This window comes from Pedobacter ginsengisoli, assembly GCF_002736205.1.
In the GTDB taxonomy this organism is placed as follows: domain Bacteria; phylum Bacteroidota; class Bacteroidia; order Sphingobacteriales; family Sphingobacteriaceae; genus Pedobacter; species Pedobacter ginsengisoli_A.
The window spans coordinates 3,861,448-3,883,244 of record NZ_CP024091.1; the positions used below are offsets into that span (position 1 = coordinate 3,861,448).

General features: G+C 41.3%; 6 protein-coding genes. 1 reads left to right on the forward strand and 5 read right to left on the reverse strand.

What is annotated here, in order from left to right:
• Positions 1-58: 58 nt before the first annotated feature.
• The 3 genes from CPT03_RS15915 to CPT03_RS15925 are packed head-to-tail and all read right to left on the reverse strand — an operon-like array spanning position 59 to position 16,755.
• Positions 59-1,054 (reverse strand): PorP/SprF family type IX secretion system membrane protein, encoded by a 996-nt coding sequence (locus CPT03_RS15915; protein WP_099439753.1) that lies wholly within the window; start codon positions 1,052-1,054, stop codon positions 59-61.
• Positions 1,055-1,111: 57 nt separating this feature from the next.
• Entirely contained in the window at positions 1,112-5,764 is a 4,653-nt protein-coding gene (locus CPT03_RS15920) for a gliding motility-associated C-terminal domain-containing protein (protein WP_099439754.1), read from the reverse strand.
• Positions 5,755-16,755 (reverse strand): putative Ig domain-containing protein, encoded by an 11,001-nt coding sequence (locus CPT03_RS15925; RefSeq protein WP_099439755.1) that lies wholly within the window; start codon positions 16,753-16,755, stop codon positions 5,755-5,757. Before CPT03_RS15925 ends, CPT03_RS15920 begins: the two co-directional genes overlap by 10 nt.
• A 250-nt stretch (positions 16,756-17,005) precedes the next feature.
• Here CPT03_RS15925 and CPT03_RS15930 point away from each other — a divergent pair, with 250 nt between their 5' ends.
• Positions 17,006-19,540, forward strand: coding sequence for a hypothetical protein (locus CPT03_RS15930; RefSeq protein ID WP_099439756.1), 2,535 nt, complete (start codon positions 17,006-17,008; stop codon positions 19,538-19,540).
• Positions 19,541-19,586: 46 nt separating this feature from the next.
• Here CPT03_RS15930 and CPT03_RS15935 read toward each other — a convergent pair whose 3' ends face one another.
• Complete coding sequence (locus CPT03_RS15935) at positions 19,587-21,188, reverse strand: S8 family peptidase (protein WP_099439757.1); 1,602 nt, start codon at positions 21,186-21,188, stop codon at positions 19,587-19,589.
• Between the two features lie 140 nt (positions 21,189-21,328).
• Positions 21,329-21,766 (reverse strand): RrF2 family transcriptional regulator, encoded by a 438-nt coding sequence (locus tag CPT03_RS15940; RefSeq protein ID WP_099439758.1) that lies wholly within the window; start codon positions 21,764-21,766, stop codon positions 21,329-21,331.
• Between the last annotated feature and the right edge of the window lie 31 nt (positions 21,767-21,797).

The following is a 21,797-nucleotide window of genomic DNA, read 5'->3' on the forward strand; positions in this document are numbered from 1 at the left end:
GTTTAGGTGATCAGATGAGCTCGCATGATTAATCATGCTCGGTTCATATCGCGTTAGTTTATAATCTTGGACAAAAGAAGTTAGGTCCTGTAATTCCTTTTTTACTGGTAAATGAAATGGATAGTTCTAAACCTCCCTGATTGCGGGTAGCTCTACTTAAACTTGAAGTATTAAAATCATAGCTTACGCCAAAGACCATATTTTTCAAGTGCAATCCGAAGAAAGCTATTGCGGAATCATCAACTCTATAGTTAGATCCGAAAAGCAAATCAGACTCCTGATTAAGCATAAGCTGTGCATAGGCACCAATTGCTATTTCACGCGCATTACCTTGTTTCATATATAAACCATTGGGTGTAATATCAAGCACCTCTGACATCTTTATTCTGGCACCTCCATGAGCCGCATACCTGATTGGCATACGAACACTGTTACCTAAAAACTTATCGACCGGTCTGGTAATATGACCAGCCATTGCACCTCCAAACACGTTAACTCTTTGTCCTGGGTTTCCATCAAAATACATAAACCCTGCATTCACATCTGGCACTAAGGTATTAGATGATGCAAAAGATTCGTTTATTCCAAAGTTTGGATCATAACCGGTTATTGGATTGAATTGGGCTCCCAAGGTAATCTTCGAAGGATCGAAGCTTTTATTAAGAATACCTGCCTGCAAACCAAAGTTGATCATATTTAAGCCGATTTTTCCGAAATGGATGCGGTAAGCTCCTGAAACCATTGCGCTTAGATGATTATAACTAATATCTCCAGCATTCTGGTTTAAAACCATTGCTCCGAACGCTAAGTTTTTAACCGGGGCCATATCAAATGACGCTCCCCCGGTTAAAAATGAGTTTGAAATAGTTCCCCACTGCTGTTTGGCATTCAAGGAAACCCTATATTCACCATCCGTTACTCCGGTTAGTGCTGGGTTTAGCCATAGCGGGTGGGCGTAATATTGAGAGAAGTGAGGATCAATCTGTGCAACTACCCTTACAGCTCCCAAACTTAAAAACGCTCCTACTGCTATTATTTTAATTAGTTTCTTCATAACAAATTTGTTTTTCGAGTTTTTAGGTAAATGATTAATATTAACTGGAAACATCTTTTATCTTAATAGGGTTATTGTGCCTTTTTTAGTGGTTTTAGTCCCGTCATTAAATTCCGCTTCCAGGAAATACACATACACACCATTCGGCTGTACATCACCTTTATACGTTCCATCCCATCCGTTCTGGATGCTTAATGATTCGTAAATAAATTGCCCCCATTGGTTGTATACACGCAACTTCATTTTTGCAATTGTATTTCCGTACACGTACAGAATATCATTCTTACCGTCGTTATTTGGAGTAAATGTATTAGGAACAAAAATTGTGTTTCCTAAAGGATTATCACTCTTCGCGGTTAAGCTTGTAGCGTCACTTAGCTGACAGTCAAGCTGACCTTTAGCTCTAACTCTTATGGTTACACTCTGATCAGGTTTTAGACCAGGAACCAGGTAAGTAGTTCCGGTAGCTCCACCAGTAACTGTCACCCACGTTACTCCGTTATCTAATGAAACTTCGTAAGCAGTAGCTCCTGGTATTGGATTCCACTGGAATGTTATTTCAGTTGCTTTATTCTCTTTTACGGTAACAACCGGTGCATCAAGTTTACCTAGTACGGTTACTACAACTGATGTACGTGAAGTACTTGTACATCCGGTTGCATTACTACTTTCCACATAATAAGTTGTGGTGGTGGTTAATGCTGGGGCTGTAAATGTAACTCCCTGAGCAATTGAAGTACCTCCCGTTGCAGTTGTATACCAACTATATGTAAGTGCTGCATCTGGGTTGGTTACCGAAAGTGTAATACTTGTACCTGAACACAATGGACCATCAGCTCCTGATACTGCAGTTGGTGCTGTAGGAATTGGTGCAGCATTCACTTTAACTGCTGTACGGCCAGTACTTACACAAGATGCGGTTGAAGCTTCAACATAATAAGTAGTTGTTGTAGTTACGACTGGTGTAGTAAAGGTTGCACCTGTACCAACAGCGGTTCCACCGGATGCAGTTGTATACCATTTGTATGTTACTCCATTGGCTTGAGGATTTGACACACTCAATACCGCAGGGCTTCCTATACAAGCATCTACCACTGCTGAAACTACTACCGGTGTTAGTGGTTTTGGCGAAACAGTTACAGTCACTTTAACTCTACCAGTTGCGTTTCCACAACCTGAAGCGCTTACCGCCAATACGTAGTAATCTGTATTAGCTGTTAGGGCCGGAGTAGTAAATTGTTCTCCAGTGTGCAACAATATGCCTGCTGTTGCAGCGCTGTACCATTGATACAGTATTCCTGCTTCCGCATTTTCTATTGTCAACACAGTTGATTCGCCGCTGCATATACTTGTTCCCACGGTAGCTACATCTGGTGTTTCAGGTAGAGGATTTACCGTAATTGTAATGACTTTTGCAGTTGCTGCTGTATTTTCACATTTATTAGATGCTCTTACAGTCACATAATAAGTTGTGGTTGCAGTTAATACAGGAGTAGTGAATTCTGCTCCGGTAAATACTGCATTGGTCAAGGTGGCATCGCTGTACCAGGTAAATACTGGATTAATTGCAGTTGTACTGCTTGCTGTAAGTGTTGCTGTAGTACCTGCACAGAATGGTGCCCCTGCTCCTGACACCATAATATCAGATGCTAGTGCAGGTGGATTAACAGTTACAGTAACAACCTTAGCTGTAGCAGCTGTGTTTTCACATCTGTTATCGCCCCTTACTGTTACATAGTAAGTAGTAGTAGCGGTTAATACCGGGGTAATAAATTCCGCTCCGGTAAATGCTACATCAGTTAATGTAGCATCTTTATACCATGTAAATATTGGATTTATTACAGTTGTACTGCTTGCAGTTAGTTTAGCAGTTTCACCCGCACAGAATGGAGAGCCAGCTCCTGCCACATTGATATCAGCGGCTGTTGCCGGTGGATTAACTGTTACAGTAACAACCTTAGCTGTAGCAGCTGTGTTTTCACATCTGTTATCGCCCCTTACTGTTACATAGTAAGTTTTGGTAGCTGTAAGCGTTGGGGTATTAAAGATTGCTCCGGTAAAGACTGCATTTGTTAAGGCAGCATCACTGTACCAGGTAAACACTGGGTTTGTTACTGTTATACTGCTTGCAGTTAGCCTAGCTGAAGTACCTGCGCAGAATGGAGAATCAGCCCCTGCTACATTAATATCGGCGGCTGTTGCCGGTGGATTAACTGTTACAGTAACCACTTTTGCTGAAGATGATGTGTTTTCACATTTGTTAGATCCTCTTACTGTTACATAGTAGCTGGTAGTTGCAGTTAACACAGGTGTTGTGAATTCTGCTCCCGTGAATACTGCATTGGTTAACGCAGCATCACTGTACCAGGTAAATACAGGATTTGTGACTGTTGTAGTTGTTGCAGTCAGTTTAGCTGTTGTACCTGCACAAACTGGATCATTGGTACCAGCCACGCTGATGTCTGAAGCAACTGCCGGAGGATTTACAGTTAAGGTAACTACCCTTGCTGTAGCAGCTGTGTTCTCGCATTTATTCGATCCCCTTACAGTTACGTAGTAAGTTGTTGTTGCTGTTAATACAGGAGTAGTAAATTCTGCTCCGGTAAATACTGCATTAGTTAATGCCGCATCAGTATACCATGTAAATACAGGATCAGTTACTGTTGTACTACTTGCTGTTAGTTTGGCAGTTGTTCCAAAGCATATTGGCGCCCCTGCTCCAGCCACTACAATATCAGATGCTATTGCAGGTGGGTTAACAGTTAATGTTACAACTTTAGCATTTGCTGCTGCATTCTCACACTTGTTAGCACCTCTAACGGTTACATAATAAGTTTTGGTAGCAGTAAGCGCTGGTGTATTAAATACAGCTCCAGTGAATACTACATCAGTTAATGCGGCATCACTATACCATGTAAATACCGGATTTGTTACAGTTGTACTGCTTGCCGTTAATTTGGCAATTGAACCTGCACAGAATGGTTTATCGGCTCCTATAACATTAATATCGGTTGCCAGGGCCGGTGGATTAACAGTTAATGTGATCGCTTTAGCTGTTGCGGCAGTATTTTCACATTTGTTAGATCCTTTAACCGTTACATAGTAGGTTTTAGTAGCTGTAAGTGCCGGAGTATTAAAGATTGCTCCGGTAAAGACTGCATTTGTTAAGGCAGCATCACTATACCAGGTAAACACTGGGTTTGCAACAGTTGTACTGCTTGCGGTTAATTTAGCTGGATTCCCTGCGCAGAATGGTGCATCTGCTCCATCTACACTTATATCAGTAGCAAGTGCAGGTGGGTTAACAGTTAAAGTAACTGTTTTAGCCGTAGCTGCAGTATTCTCGCATTTATTAGATCCTTTAACTGTAACATAGTAAGTAGTAGTTGCAGTAAGGGCTGGCGTTTTAAATGTTGCGCCAGTAAATGCAACGTCTGTTAAGGCCGCATCTCTGTACCAGGTAAACACAGGATTTGTAACTGTGGTACTGCTGGCAACAAGATTTGCTATTGCTCCGGCGCAGAAAGGTGTTCCCGCTCCGCTCACAGCAATATCTGCTGCAGTTGCAGGAGGGTTTACTGTAATTGTCACAATCTCGGCGCCTGAACTTAAGTTCTCGCACTTATTAGCACCTCTAACTGTTACATAAAGTGTTGTAGATGCGTTAAGAGCAGGCGTTTTGTAAACAGCACCCTCAAAAACCTGATTAGTTAACGCAGCATCACTATACCATGTAAATATTGGATTGGTAACAGTAGTTGTGGTTGCTGTTAATGTTGCTATTGTACCTGCACAGAATGGTGCATCGGCTCCACTTACTTCAAGATCAGCCGCTGTCGCAGGCGGATTAACCGTTATAGTTACGGCTTTGGCACCTGCAGCAGTGTTCTCACATTTATTTGCGCCTCTTACTGTTACGTAATAAGTTATTGTTGTAGTAAGTACAGGTGTTTTAAATGTTGCACCTGTAAATGCTACATCAGTTAATGCAGCATCTTTATACCACGTAAATACTGGTGATGTTACCGTTGTGCTTGTAGCTGTTAATGTTGCTTGGGCGCCAGCACAGAAAGGTGCGCTCGCTCCTGCAACAGCTATGTCAGCCGCAAGTGCAGTTGGATTTACTTCTAAAGTAATTTTGGTACGTGGTGTTGTATTTACACATGAATTACCATTTACTGCTTCTACATAGAAGTCATGTTTCCCTACAGACAAGCTTGCAGGGGTTGTATAAGTATCGGTATTTGAAGCCAAAAGGCTGCCACCTGTTAATGCGTCGTACCAGTTGAAGGTTACGCCTGTTACAGGATTCACTTTTAACGCTACCGGAGTATTCGGACAAGTTGTTGCAGGATTTCCTGTTGCAGCAACTGGAGCATCTGGTGATGCAAGGATGGTAACTGTTACCTTCGTTTTGGCACTTTGACAGCCATTACGTAATGCGGCCACGAAGTAATCATATGTTCCTGCCGCAAGTGTAGGGTCAGTGGCTAAACTCACGCCATCTTTACCGGTTAAGTACTCAGTTCCTTTATACCATCTATATACAATACCAGCAATTGGATTTTTTACAGATAAGGTAGCTGATGTGCCAGCACAAGCACTAACTGTTGCGCTTTGAACAGTTGGAGCAACAATAGCACGCTGAGCATAGTTAAAATCAAGCGTATTTAGCACTGAAGCAAGACCTGATCTTATTCTTAACTCCACTCCATCAAACTGTTTCTGTGGAACGAAAGAAAGTATTGCCCCCTGTCTCCGCTAAGCAGTTCCAGGTGAACGATCGGATTGCTAACAACAATCATATCATTGTTACTAACCCCTGCTTTAAGTGTTGTCAATTCAACAGATGATAAAATTGCAAGAGACAATAATTTACCAGGAGAACTTACACGAACACGAAGTGTATCACCAACATTAGATAGACCTGTGAAACCAACTTTTTGATAAACCGAAGCACCTAATGCACCAACTGGCATAACAAATGAAGAAGCACTTTCTGCATTATCATCTATTGCTTTTTCTGGATTGAACACCCCTGTTAGTATACCCAAACCATCAACACCATATCCAAGATCAACAGTTGCTGCTTCACAAGGGATGTCCGTCGGAGATGCATTTGGAGTAACAGTTACTACAACAGATGCTCTGGCTGAAGCCGGACATCCTGCCGCTAACTCTGCAGTTACATAGAAAGTTCTTGTTATATCAACCGTACCTGTATTTACTAATGGATCTGTTGTATACTCAGCCGTAGTAGCAAGAACTGTTGTTGAAGTTGGTGAATCATACCATTTAAACAATGCACCCGCTGTACTTGAGGTAGCAGTAAGAATGGCACGAGAACCAGATCTAACGGTAACTGAGGCAGGGGTAATTACTGGTTTATCCAATGTACCTACCTTAATGGTAGCACTTGCTTTTGCCGATTCAACTAAACAGCTATTAACCGCAGACACGGAATAGCTACTAGCTGCCGTAACTCCTGTTACTGTAAAGGTTACTCCATCTTTACCAGCCTGATATACGTTATTACTATCGTACCATTTATAAATAATTCCGGTAAGTGGATTGCTAACAGCTAAAGTAACATCATTACCCGAGCAGGTATTGATATCGTTAGCTACCAGAACAGGTGTTTGAGGAGCAGGTGTAACTGTAATATTTACAGCAGTTCTATAACTTGTACAACCAGAGGCCGTATTAGCTTCAACAAAATATCTTGTATTAGCAGTTAAAGCAGGTGTAGTGAAACTAGTTCCATTTGCCTGGAAAACACCTGTTGCATCGTACCATTTATATGTGATACCTGCCTTAGGGTTTTGTACTGTAAGTGTAGCTGTTTGAGAAGCACAAGCTGTAATATTAGGTACAGTTACTTCAGGAGCTACAGGAACACGTTGTGCATAATTTACATCAACAGTAGTCAATACTCCTGCAAGACCTGAATTTACACTCACCTCAATTTTATTAAACCTCTTAGTTGGCACAAATGAAACTAAAGCTTCGGTGTTTCCACTTAACAATTCCACACGTACCAGAGGATCGTTTATTGCTAAACCATCATTGTTATTTGTATTATTATCATAAGTACCTACACGAATGCTTGAAAGAATGCCCAGTGAAAGTAATTTTCCAGGAGCACTTAACAATACACGAACAGTATCGCCAATATTAGATAAGCTGGAATAGCCCAAACGCTGATAAACTGATGCGTTTAATGCTCCTACTGCAAGAACCAAAGAAGATCCGGTTTTGGTATTGTTATCTATAGCTAATTCCGGATTAAATACTCCTGAAAGAAGCGCAACACCTGTTACTCCGTGCTCTTCTAAAGTTGGAGCTTCGCAAGGAACCGGATTCGGACTACCGCCACCATTTACATTAATTGTTACCTGAACTCGGCTCGGTGCAGAACATCCTGTAGCGTTTGAAATTGCCTCCAGGTAATAGGTAGTTGTTGCAGTAAGCGGTGGGGTTACATAAGTTGGTCCCGTTGCTATAGCAGTGGTTGAAGTAGCCGAAGTATACCACTTGAATGTAACATTTGCATCGGTAGAGGTTGCCGTCAATATAGCAGTCTGACCTGGGTTAATTGTAGTTGCAGATGCCTGAATTTGTGGAAGTACCGGAAGTGGATTTACACTCACAGCAACAGCCGTACGTGTTGCACTTACACAAGTACCATTCGCTGCTTCAACATAATAAGTTGCATTTGCGGTTAATGCTGGCGTTGTAAATATTGCACCAGTGAAAATTGGGGTTCCGCCTGTTGCGGCAGTATACCATTTATAGGTTGTACCTGTTACCGGACTTGTAACTGGGATCACTGCTGAAGACCCTGAACAAATAGGAGCAACTGCAGCTACCACTGGTTTGGCCGGAGCAGTAGTTACTGTAACTGTAACAGGAATACGTGTTTTATTTGCACAGCTTCCTTTACTAACTTCTATATAGTAAGTTGTATTTGTAGTTAATACAGGAGTTGTAAAGTTTTCTCCAGTATGAACTAAAGTTCCGCCTGTGGCTTCAGTGTACCATCTTAAAGTTGTTCCACCATTTGCGGCCGCAGAAAGAACTGTTGCAGATCCTGAACAGATTGTTTGGCCGGATGCAGAAACAGTTGGATTTGGATAAATCACTTCGGCTCCGTAAATACGCAGATTTACCAAGGCTGATACAAGTCCTGAAACTCTAACTTCTACTCTATCGTAAATTCCGGTTGCCGGTAGGGTCGCCGAGAATCTATTACCACTCAAAAGTTTTAGATATAGTAATGAAGAGTTAAGATCATAGGTTTTAACAACTGATGTACCGTTCATTATTCTTACCTGAATACCGCCTAGCACCGTTACGTCGGTCAGGCCAGTAGGAGTTTCAAGATCCAGACGGATACTGTCGGTTGCAGCACCTGAAGTTGGGAACAATAATCTTTGATAGCCAGAACCAGCAACACCAACTGGAAGTGCTATTGAAGTATAATTTGTGAAATTATTGTCAACAGAATTACCTGGATCAACTATTGCACACAACAGACAGATGCCCTCGATGCCACTTTGTTGGCTATTTGCAGCATTACAGTTTGGATTAACAGGGCCTCCAACTACGGTAACCGTAACTGGAACTCTTGCCGAGCTAACGCAGCCGGTAGCGTTTACAGTTTCTACATAGTAGGTAGTAGTTGCTGTTAATGCAGGGGTTGTAAAGCTTCCACCTGTTGCAAGTATAGATCCTCCGCTTGGTGCAGCATACCAATTCATTGTTAACCCTGCACTTGCAGTGGCTACCAACGTTGCAGTCTGCCCGGAGCTTATTGAAACATTGTTTGTATTGACAACTGCCTGAGCAGGTAGCGGATTAACCGTAACTGCCACAGCAGTGCGCGTTGTACTTGAGCAGGTACCTGCAGAAGCTTGTACATAATAAGTTGTATTTGCTGATAATACAGGAGTTGTGAAACTGGTTCCTGTAGACAGTGCGGTTCCACCTGTAGCAACAGAATACCAGGTATATGTTATTCCAACTACCGGACTGTTCACAGATAGTGTTACTGGAGATCCGGAGCAAACAGGACCAACAGCTGCTACTGCAGGAGCACTTGGAGTTGAAGTTACAGTTACTTTAACAGGTACACGCTCTACATTGGCACAACCAGCTTTGCTTACTTCTATATAATAGGTTGTAGTAGCTGTCAGTGCTGGGGTAGTAAAGGTTTCACCAGTTGCAAGTACGGTAGTACTGCTGGCTGTAGCAAACCATCGTAACGTAGTACCGCCATTGGCTGTAGCTTTCAGTACAGCTGTACTGCCTGAACAGATCGACTGGTCGCCTGAGGTTACTGTAGGGTTTGGATAAATAACTTCTGCACCATAAATATTTAAATTGTCTAAAGCAGAAACCAGTGCACCAAAACGAATCTCTACCCTGTCGTAGATACCGCCAGCTGGCACGGTAGCTTTAAACCTGTTGCCGCTTAATAATTTTAGTTTTAGAAGTGATGAATTCAACGGATAGCTGTTCACCACATTGGTACCGTTTAGTACAATAACTGTAGCGCCTCCAAGTACACTTACATCTGCAAGACCTGTAGGAGTTTCAAGATCTAAACGGATACTGTCGGTAGCTGATCCTGCACTTGCAAAAATCAGACGCTGATAACCTGTTGCTCCCACACCTACCGCCAAATGAATGCTGGTAAAGTTTGTAGCATTTGCATCTGTAGATGCTCCCGGATTATCAACTCCGCATAATAAACACAGACCATCGATACCGCTCTGCTGAGCTATGGCTGCATTACAGTTCGGATTTACCGGTCCGCTGGTTACCGTAACTTTCACCGCTACTCTTGATGAGCTTACACAACCTGATCCATTCTCAGTTTCTACATAATAAGTAGTAGTAGCTGCTAAAGCAGGTGTGGTAAAGCTTGGCCCGCTAGCCAGTGCGGAACCTCCACTTGCAGCTGCATACCATTTAATGGTATTGCCTGCATCGGCTGTTGCCTGAAGTGTAGCTGTTTGACCTGAACTGATGGTCTCATTATTGGTAACAATAGTGGCCAGTGCCGGAGCTGCATTGATCGTAACAACAACTGATGTACGGCTGCTTACTGCGGTGCCTGATACGGCCTCTACATAATAAGTAGTAGTAGCGGTTAACACTGGGGTAGTAAAGCTTGATCCGCTGGCAATTGATGTACTGCCAGTTGAAGCATACCATCTGTAAGTTACACCCGCAAGGGTATTGGATACGGTTAGTGTTGCTGTAGTACCACTGCAGGTGGTAGCTGCTGCAACTACCGGTGCGCCAACATTAACTACAAGGGCATAATCTGTACTGGTTGAAAGGTTGTTTGCATCAGTAGCGGTTACTTTTATCGTATAGTTACCTCCTGTGGTTGGTGTACCGGTAAGTTTACGGGTTAATGGGTCAAAGGTTAATCCTGCAGGAACGCCTGTGGCCGCATAAGTATATGGTGAAGTACCTCCGGTTACTGCCGGAAGTGTCTGCTCCGGATAAACTGTACCTACAAGACCAGCTGGTAAAACTGCTGTAGGAAGTGACAATACTCCGTTTACTTTTAAAGCATAAATCTGGGTTGCTTTTGTACCAACTGCATCGGTAACTTCTACGTTTATGTTATAGGAACCAGACTGGGTTGGTGTACCACTGATCTGACGGGTAGTGGCATTAAAGCTTAAGCCCGCAGGAAGGTTAGTGGCAACATAAGTATATGGCCCTGTTCCACCTGTTGCAGATGGAAGGGTTTCGGTAGCATATAATGTACCCGCTGTACCGTCTGCCAGAACTTTTGCAGGCAGTACCAGTGGATCGCTTACTTTTATGGTATAATTTCTCGTAACACTGCTACCATCTGCATCGGTAACTTTTACTGGAATGGTAAAGGTACCTTTTGTAGTCGGCGTACCTGTGATGGTACGGGTTAACGGATCAAAGCTCAGGCCGGAAGGAACTCCTGTGGCACTGTAAGTATATGGACCCGCTCCTCCTGTTGCTGCCGGAATGGTCTGTACAGGATAAGGAACTCCTACGGTACCATCTGCAAGGGTAGCTGCCGGTAATACCAATGGGTCTCTTACTATGATGGTATAATCACGGGATACACTGTTGCCATTGGCATCAGTAGCCGTAACAGGAATTACAAATGTACCTTTAGTTGTTGGTGTACCGGTGATCTCCCTGGTCGTAGGGTTAAAGCTCAGACCCGGAGGAAGATTGGTTGCCGTATAGGTATATGGGGTAGTACCTCCGATAGCCGCAGGTATAGTCTGCGTAGGATAAGTGGTTCCCACAATACCATTTGGTAAAGTAGCCGCCGGAAGCGATAACGCTGCGGTTACTTTTAAAGTATAGGTAGCTGTTGCTGTACACAGTTTACTATCGGTGGCAACAACAGAGAAAGTGAAATCTCCGGATGCTGTCGGGGTTCCTCCAATTGTACCGTTAGCCGATAAGGTCAGCCCTGCAGGTAAACTGCTGCCTGCCGCAAGGGCATAGGTAAATGCAGGTGTACCTCCTGTAGCTGCTGTAATCTGTTTTGAATATGGTGAACTTACTGTTGCATTGCTCAGTACTGTAGTAGCAAAAACTATTGCAGGATTTACAGTTACTTTAACAGGTACACGCTCTACATTGGCACAACCAGCTTTGCTTACTTCTATATAATAGGTTGTAGTAGCTGTCAGTGCTGGGGTAGTAAAGGTTTCACCAGTTGCAAGTACGGTAGTACTGCTGGCTGTAGCAAACCATCGTAACGTAGTACCGCCATTGGCTGTAGCTTTCAGTACAGCTGTACTGCCTGAACAGATCGACTGATCACCTGAGGTTACTGTAGGGTTTGGATAAATAACTTCTGCACCATAAATATTTAAATTGTCTAAAGCAGAAACCAGTGCACCAAAACGAATCTCTACCCTGTCGTAGATACCGCCAGCTGGCACGGTAGCTTTAAACCTGTTGCCGCTTAATAATTTTAGTTTTAGAAGTGATGAATTCAACGGATAGCTGTTCACCACATTGGTACCGTTTAGTACAATAACTGTAGCGCCTCCAAGTACACTTACATCTGCAAGACCTGTAGGAGTTTCAAGATCTAAACGGATACTGTCGGTAGCTGATCCTGCACTTGCAAAAATCAGACGCTGATAACCTGTTGCTCCCACACCTACCGCCAAATGAATGCTGGTAAAGTTTGTAGCATTTGCATCTGTAGATGCTCCCGGATTATCAACTCCGCATAATAAACACAGACCATCGATACCGCTCTGCTGAGCTATGGCTGCATTACAGTTCGGATTTACCGGTCCGCTGGTTACCGTAACTTTCACCGCTACTCTTGATGAGCTTACACAACCTGATCCATTCTCAGTTTCTACATAATAAGTAGTAGTAGCTGCTAAAGCAGGTGTGGTAAAGCTTGGCCCGCTAGCCAGTGCGGAACCTCCACTTGCAGCTGCATACCATTTAATGGTATTGCCTGCATCGGCTGTTGCCTGAAGTGTAGCTGTTTGACCTGAACTGATGGTCTCATTATTGGTAACAATAGTGGCCAGTGCCGGAGCTGCATTGATCGTAACAACAACTGATGTACGGCTGCTTACTGCGGTGCCTGATACGGCCTCTACATAATAAGTAGTAGTAGCGGTTAACACTGGGGTAGTAAAGCTTGATCCGCTGGCAATTGATGTACTGCCAGTTGAAGCATACCATCTGTAAGTTACACCCGCAAGGGTATTGGATACGGTTAGTGTTGCTGTAGTACCACTGCAGGTGGTAGCTGCTGCAACTACCGGTGCGCCAACATTAACTACAAGGGCATAATCTGTACTGGTTGAAAGGTTGTTTGCATCAGTAGCGGTTACTTTTATCGTATAGTTACCTCCTGTGGTTGGTGTACCGGTAAGTTTACGGGTTAATGGGTCAAAGGTTAATCCTGCAGGAACGCCTGTGGCCGCATAAGTATATGGTGAAGTACCTCCGGTTACTGCCGGAAGTGTCTGCTCCGGATAAACTGTACCTACAAGACCAGCTGGTAAAACTGCTGTAGGAAGTGACAATACTCCGTTTACTTTTAAAGCATAAATCTGGGTTGCTTTTGTACCAACTGCATCGGTAACTTCTACGTTTATGTTATAGGAACCAGACTGAGTTGGTGTACCACTGATCTGACGGGTAGTGGCATTAAAGCTTAAGCCCGCAGGAAGGTTAGTGGCAACATAAGTATATGGCCCTGTTCCACCTGTTGCAGATGGAAGGGTTTCGGTAGCATATAATGTACCCGCTGTACCGTCTGCCAGAACTTTTGCAGGCAGTACCAGTGGATCGCTTACTTTTATGGTATAATTTCTCGTAACACTGCTACCATCTGCATCGGTAACTTTTACTGGAATGGTAAAGGTACCTTTTGTAGTCGGCGTACCTGTGATGGTACGGGTTAACGGATCAAAGCTCAGGCCGGAAGGAACTCCTGTGGCACTGTAAGTATATGGACCCGCTCCTCCTGTTGCTGCCGGAATGGTCTGTACAGGATAAGGAACTCCTACGGTACCATCTGCAAGGGTAGCTGCCGGTAATACCAATGGGTCTCTTACTATGATGGTATAATCACGGGATACACTGTTGCCATTGGCATCAGTAGCCGTAACAGGAATTACAAATGTACCTTTAGTTGTTGGTGTACCGGTGATCTCCCTGGTCGTAGGGTTAAAGCTCAGACCCGGAGGAAGATTGGTTGCCGTATAGGTATATGGGGTAGTACCTCCGATAGCCGCAGGTATAGTCTGCGTAGGATAAGTGGTTCCCACAATACCATTTGGTAAAGTAGCCGCCGGAAGCGATAACGCTGCGGTTACTTTTAAAGTATAGGTAGCTGTTGCTGTACACAGTTTACTATCGGTGGCAACAACAGAGAAAGTGAAATCTCCGGATGCTGTCGGGGTTCCTCCAATTGTACCGTTAGCCGATAAGGTCAGCCCTGCAGGTAAACTGCTGCCTGCCGCAAGGGCATAGGTAAATGCAGGTGTACCTCCTGTAGCTGCTGTAATCTGTTTTGAATATGGTGAACTTACTGTTGCATTGCTCAGTACTGTAGTAGCAAAAACTATTGCAGGATTTACAGTTACTTTAACAGGTACACGCTCTACATTGGCACAACCAGCTTTGCTTACTTCTATATAATAGGTTGTAGTAGCTGTCAGTGCTGGGGTAGTAAAGGTTTCACCAGTTGCAAGTACGGTAGTACTGCTGGCTGTAGCAAACCATCGTAACGTAGTACCGCCATTGGCTGTAGCTTTCAGTACAGCTGTACTGCCTGAACAGATCGACTGATCACCTGAGGTTACTGTAGGGTTTGGATAAATAACTTCTGCACCATAAATATTTAAATTGTCTAAAGCAGAAACCAGTGCACCAAAACGAATCTCTACCCTGTCGTATACAGCACTTGCCGGAATTGTGACCTTTGCCCTATTTCCGCTTAACAAGCGAAGTGTTAATAACGATGAGTTTAATGGATAAGAAATTACATCAGTAGTTCCATTCATCACCTTTGCGGTTATTCCGCCAAGCAGAGATAAGTCTAATAAGCCATTTGGATTTTCTATATCTATACGGATACTGTCAGTTGCAGTTCCCGGATTTGCAAAAATCAGACGCTGATAACCTGTTGCTCCCACACCTACCGCCAAATGAATGCTGGTAAAGTTTGTAGCATTTGCATCTGTAGATGCTCCCGGATTATCAACTCCGCATAATAAACACAGACCATCAATACCGCTCTGCTGAGCTATGGCTGCATTACATGGTAAACCTGTAGAGATTGGGGTCACAGTTACCTTCACCGCTACTCTTGATGAGCTTACGCAACCTGATCCGTTCTCAGTTTCTACATAATAAGTAGTAGTAGCTGCTAAAGCAGGTGTGGTAAAGCTTGGCCCGCTAGCCAGTGCGGAACCTCCGCTTGCAGCTGCATACCATTTAATGGTATTGCCTGCATCGGCTGTTGCCTGAAGTGTGGCTGTTTGACCTGCGCTGATTACTTCATTATTAGTTGTAATTATTGCGAGAGCTACTACAGGACTTACCGTTACATTTACGGCAACCCTTGAGCTTACACAAGTACCAATTACAGACTCAACATAATATATTTTATTAGCAGCCAATGCTGGCGAGTTAAAAGTTACACTTGTAGCCAAAGCGGTGCCACCAGTAGAAACATCATACCATCTATATGTCTGTCCGGGCACAGGTGAATCCACCTGAAGCGTAACTGTACCTCCATTACATATAGGTAGTGGGGTAGTTACCACTGGTAGAATTGGATCATTAACTGTTACAGTTACTTCGGTACGGGGTGAAGTATTAGTACAATCTGTTCGTTTTGCTTCTACGTAGAATTTGTTTATTCCTGCTACCAGATTTGCAGGTGTGTAAGTTGTACCTGTAGTTCCGGTACCACCAGAGGCTTGCGTATACCATGTATATGTTGCACCCGCCTGAGGTCCATTTATCTTTAAAACTACCGGATCACCAATACAAACAATTGCCGATTTACTTACCACTCCATTTATCTCTGTGGTTGTAGGCATTATCCTGCTTACCTCATGTAGGTTTATTGAGGCCAAAACACTTAACACTCCTCCCAACCTAATTTGCACTCTGTCAAATTGTGTTGTCGGTGCAAATGTAATAACCGCTGTATTGCCTCCTCCATTAAGTAATCTTAAATTTAGCAGACCGCTGGAACCTGCAACAACTGCCCCAGGTACATTTCCATTAAATGTTTGAATTGAAATAGAATTTAAAAGTTGTGCTTCTATTAATGCCGCAGGTGTTGATACAACCATGCGCACAGAATCTCCAATTACAGAATTCCCTAAAAATACAATAGTTTGCTGAGCATAAGCTGCAAGTCCGACTGAAGCATTTAAAACAGATTTTGTTGCCTCACTCCCATCAATTGCATTTTGGGGATCTACTACCGCGCCAAGAGCAGCAATATTTCCCACAACCCCATGAAGCTCTTCAATTGGAGCATCGCATGCTCCGTTTATAGCATCCTTTAAAAAGTAAGCATGGTATACATTAATACTAGCAGCAACTGCTAGTAATCCCCCATTCACCTTAACACGAACTCTATCGTAAGCCGCTCCGGGAGCAGGCAGAAAAATCTCAGCCTGGTTACCACTTGCCAAAAGGTTCAATAATGATGACCCTGCATCTACCGGATTTCCGACAGCAGTTGAACCATTAAAAGCCTGTACTGTAATTGCACCCAATGCACTTACACTTAATACGCTTCCGGTTGAGACTTTAACTACTGACCCGGTCGTCGCGCCTGGTAAATTACCCGAAGGAAATATAAGTTCCTGATATTGCTGCCCAGCTACACCAACTCCAACATTAATAGTTGAGGCCGTATTTAAAAAATCAGCACCTGCGTCTATTGCATTCCCTCTATTGTCAACGCCACAGATAAGGCAAAGCCCAAGGGTACCGGTTCTGTCGGTGCTCGCATATACACGTTGTTTAGCTTGCGCATACGATTTTGTATTTAATAACGTTATTGCTACAATACTTATAATAATAAGAATAGACTTTTTAAGAGTTCCTGGTAGGGTAGATGTCCATTTCATAGGAGAGGGATTGAGATTATCTAATTTACTTGGTACAATTTTAGTCATAGATTAGATCGCAAACCGCATTCGAATTGTTCATTTAAGGCTTCAGAACTCTTATTTGCCATTCATTTTGTTCATTTTTGAATAAAAAAAACAAGCAAACAGAAGACATTACTCGTAATAAACTGTAATACAGGTAATTATAAAATTAATTCATTGACGTTCATTTTTTATCCATTGAAGAAATATTCATTGTTCCTACATAAACCATTATATTCGTTTCGTTCAAGAATTTGACGCTCAATTATAATGTATGGATGAAACATTTATCTTAAACGAACTTAAAAGCTTAATTCTATCCAAAACAGGAATTCGAACCATCACCCCTGCAGATTGTAAAAGAATTTCAATTGAGATCAGCAAAACATTGAATAAGAATGTTAGTGAAACAACAATTAAGAGACTGTTTGGCTTTGCTATGGTCAAACATAACTTTTCAAAATTCACACTAACCACACTATCGGAATATGTTAATGACGAATATGCCGAAAATATAGACAACCAATTAAACCTCAGTAAGCAGACCTCTCTTCGCAGTTGGAAAGAAATCCATGACAAGGCGACCAAAATAACAGACTTTACATTAAAAAGTATAAAAAACCGATCTGGAATGCCATACGAGCTAACCATAGGGCGGAAATTTGCTGAGCATGACTTTGAAGACTTCTTTAAGAACAATTACAGTTTTACCTGTTTTATTTCACAGCCAGGTTATGGCAGAACTATCATTCTAAGTCATTTGGCAGAAAAATTCCTTAACACTAATCATACGGAATATAAAGACTCTACACTCCTATTTATTAGTGCTTACAGCTTTATTAATAAAGATCACATATCTCTGAATTTTGAAGATCAATTAAAATTGCAATTGGGAATCCATCCTAAGGATAGTCTAATTAATTATATCAATCAAAATTATAATACTACCGGTGGTAAATTCATAATATTCCTCGATGGCTTTTCGGAGTTAATAATGAAAGGTGATCTCAAAAAGGAGTTATTCGAAAGTATCATAAACTTTATATGCAACATCGAAGAAAACGAATGCATCAAATTAGTAATGAGTATGAGATCCACAACGTGGATCAAATTTTATGACCGGATAAGACACTCCGCTTTTTTAAAAACAAAGTGGTTCCCTGGAAATTACTTCAATGTTAACGATATTTCCAATGTACCGCCACTTACAGAAAAAGAAGTTGATTTAATACTGACAAAAATTAACAAAATTGATTCAAATAAAATCAACTCTAAACTTAAATCTCAGTTAAAGTTTCCGTTTCATGTACAACTATATTATCAGTTAAAAGAAGAAGACCCTGATTTTAACTATTCTACAAATATTACATTCTATGAGCTGACATCTCGTTTTATTCAAGACAAGATATACCGTTCCAATTATTATACTGAAAAAATCCTTTTCTTAAAGAAGATCATTCAGTTAACCAATTATGGAAAAAATACTACTTCTGTCCCAAAAGATGATCTTATAAATGAATTGTCTGCATTTAAAAATGCATACATGGAGCTTTTAACAGAGGGCATCCTAATGGAAGAGAAAAGCCAACAGGAATTTCACCCAAGGGAGTATGTTCGTTTTATTCATCCCCATATATTTGAATATTTCCTATTTATTGAGCTTCTCGAAAAAAATCATTTAAAAGTAGATATCTCTTTCTTCAACTATATTCAAGAACAGTACAGGGATAGTAACTCCAGATTTCAACTCTTACAGTGGACCCTCAGGTTCATCATTAGAATTGGTGATTTTAAATCATTAACCAACATCTTTGATCTGGGATTAAATAACTATGAGAAGAACTACTTAATTCTTTTTATAGCTGAGAATTTAGAATATCGAAACAAATATAGTCCTGAAACAATTAAGTTGTTAAAGGAGCACAAACTTCATGACTCCATTATTAGGGAGCTAATTAATTTTGACTTTATAGATTCTTCTTATAAAGAGGCTATATCGGTACTTATCAAAGTAGCTGATACAAATGAGAACCTATTGATATATCATTCATTACTCGCCTTATTTGATATTTTGAGTTTGAATAATGGACCAATTAAAGAAAGAATTGAGATACTTGCTCAATTTAAGAGCTCTAAATGGTTAATAGCACCTCACGATATCGTTTCGATGATTTACGCTAAAATCGTAGGCCTACCATATTCTGAAGAACAACTGACCTATAATGATATAGAGGCATTGATTTTAATGCAAGATCCTAATGATGTAACCCCTCAACAAGCTATTTCCTATCTACTTATTATTATATTAGATCAACTGTTTGAGGAAAAGACGACAACCCTAAACCTTATAAAGTCAATTTCATTTCAACATGCAAAGGCACTTTCAAAAAGGGCACCCATGTCGATTTTTTTAATGAGTATTTTTACCTTCATTAGTTCACAAATAAATCCTGACAAAGAAACCGACAGATTGGAGCAAATCCTTATTTCTTTGGCTAATGATAAATCAAGATTCAAGATTACAAAATATACAGAATCAATTATAAAAATAGTGCGGGCTTATCAGGCCAAAAACAGAAAGGAGTACACTATTGCTTTCCATTACTGCAATGATTCTCTGGAGCTATTCAAAAGAAATCATCTGAACATGATTTGCTTAAGCATATACAACCTTATAATTGAAATTTTCACAGCTCTTAAGGATCCGGTGAAAGTTAATGAGTATAAATACGAACGTCTTTGCTTTATGGAAGATAATAGAATATCACACCATCTGTTTGCTTTACCAAACGAAACAAAGAGATTTTAAAGGCTGACACCAGTCTGCAGGTGTAGACTGGTGTCATCTTATTAGATTATTTCTTATATTCAGAAGCAAGTTTTAATGCATTGTATGCATTTACGATCCCTCCGGTAACACAAAGGTCTGCGAATGGTACAGTTTTATTTGTATCATCATTTTCATCCTTAATTATTACGCTTTGCTCAACCTTAACAACTGACTTCATAATTATATCCTTAACCTCCACTGCTGTTAGTTTAGGATAGTAAGAACGAATTAATGCTGCCAGGCCGGCTACCACCGGAGAGGCCATACTGGTTCCGTTTAGCTTCTCATATTTAGACCCTGGTATAGTTGAATTTATATCCACCCCAGGAGCAAAAACATCTACAGTATTTTTTCCATAGTTTGAGAAGCTGGCTTTTATTGTCTCATCATTTTTTGGCCCTGATGCTCCTACAGTAATCCATGAAGCAGCAGTTCCACCCTTTTCATAATTTGGATTCGGAAAATTGTTGGCTACTTCCAGGTTTTCGTTATCATTTCCGGCAGCATGCACAATAACAACGTCTTTAGAAACAGCATATTTAACTGCATCATCTACAATAGCCTTATCCCACGAATACGATTTGCCGAAGCTCATATTGATTACCTTTGCGCCGTTATCAACGGCATAACGAATTGAATTTGCAACATCTTTATCACGCTCATCTCCATTTGGAGTACTCCGAACAGCCATAATTGCAATGTTATCTGCCACACCATCTACACCCAGATTATTCTTCCTTACTGCACCAATAATACCTGCCACGTGAGATCCGTGTCTTGCATCAGGACCTGCAACATCATTATTGCCATAGAACTTCTCCTTGCTATTATTAGGGTCATCGCCTACTATAGATCTCGGATCGTAATCAAGGTTTAAATTATAATCTACCTGCGATTTAAAATGTTCATAACCGGCCAGTATCTGATCAGTATAGAATTCGTCGAAAGTTGCATTCTTTAATTGCTGCGATAATACCCTTTGTACATTTGTTTCAATATCAGATGTCGGCTTAAATCCCTCGATATCTTCCAAAGTCGGCTTATCCTTTCCTAACTTCTTTACTAAATCATCAATTGCAGATTTAATTGCCGAATAATTTTCCAGCCCTTCCTTTGCTTCAGCCAGTTCTTTATCTAGTTCAGCTTTATTTTTCTGATAAGCTTCGAAAGCGGTTAAATCACTTGCCGGGACTGAAGTCGCATCTGCCTTTCCAAATTTAGCACTATCCCTGCGCACCAAACGGGTCAACTCTAAGGTTTCATAATTAATTGATCCTTTAGCAGACCCTAAAAAATTCCAACCATTTATATCGTCTGTATAACCATTTTTATCATCATCCTTGCCATTACCTACCTTTTCTTTCTTATTTATCCAGATAACTGATTTGAGATCTTCATGGTTTATATCTACTCCACCATCTAAAACAGCAACAATTACTTTAGTGGACTTTTTACCTTTCAGCAATTCATTATATGCCCTTTCTGTACTAATACCAAAGGTAGAGTCTGCTTTTAGATCCAAATTTTGCCAATTAGATTTTTGAGCGAATGACATAAAAGGAATAATCGCCAACAAAGACATTCCAAGTATTCGAGAAGAAAAATTACTCAAGTTCTTTTTAATCATATATATAAGTTTTAAAAACAAAGTTAATTAAATAAAAGTTCAGGGTGTTAATAACAAATGTGTGATTATCACCATATATAACGAGAAAACCAGATAATTTATATCTGGTTCCCTAGTAACAAAATTAAAATGTCTTTATTTTAAGAAACTTTGTTCTCATCAGTCTCGCGAGCAATCACATCGGCTATAGAAGTCTGCGCCAATACATTTAAGGTCGCATTTCTTACATCAATAAATGTTTTCCTAATACCGCAGGTTACTTCATCATGGCACTCGTCACATTTCCGATAGAACTTCAAACTGGCACATGGCACCATTGCTATAGGTCCATCTGTAATTCGCAGGATATCCGCCAGAAATATATCCTGAGGGTCTTTATTTAAACTATAACCACCTCCGGCACCCTTTTTACTATACAGGTATCCAGCATTACGCATATCTAGCAGGATTTGTTCCAGAAATTTCCTCGGAATCATTTCCTGTTCAGCTAATCTTACTATTTGCATCGGAGGGTTACCCGTGTTCTTACCAAGAGCAACCAGTGCTTTTATCGCATATTTCGTTTTCTTAGACAGCATATTATAACAAAGCTAGTAAAAATAGTATAAT

What these genes read in the sequence shown, in the direction of transcription:
- CPT03_RS15915 (WP_099439753.1), bottom strand. Translation starts at nt 1,054, where the DNA reads ATGAAGAAACTAATTAAAATAATAGCAGTAGGAGCGTTTTTAAGTTTG.
- CPT03_RS15925 (WP_099439755.1), bottom strand. Translation starts at nt 16,755, where the DNA reads ATGACTAAAATTGTACCAAGTAAATTAGATAATCTCAATCCCTCTCCT.
- CPT03_RS15930 (WP_099439756.1), top strand. Translation starts at nt 17,006, where the DNA reads ATGGATGAAACATTTATCTTAAACGAACTTAAAAGCTTAATTCTATCC.
- CPT03_RS15935 (WP_099439757.1), bottom strand. Translation starts at nt 21,188, where the DNA reads ATGATTAAAAAGAACTTGAGTAATTTTTCTTCTCGAATACTTGGAATG.
- CPT03_RS15940 (WP_099439758.1), bottom strand. Translation starts at nt 21,766, where the DNA reads ATGCTGTCTAAGAAAACGAAATATGCGATAAAAGCACTGGTTGCTCTT.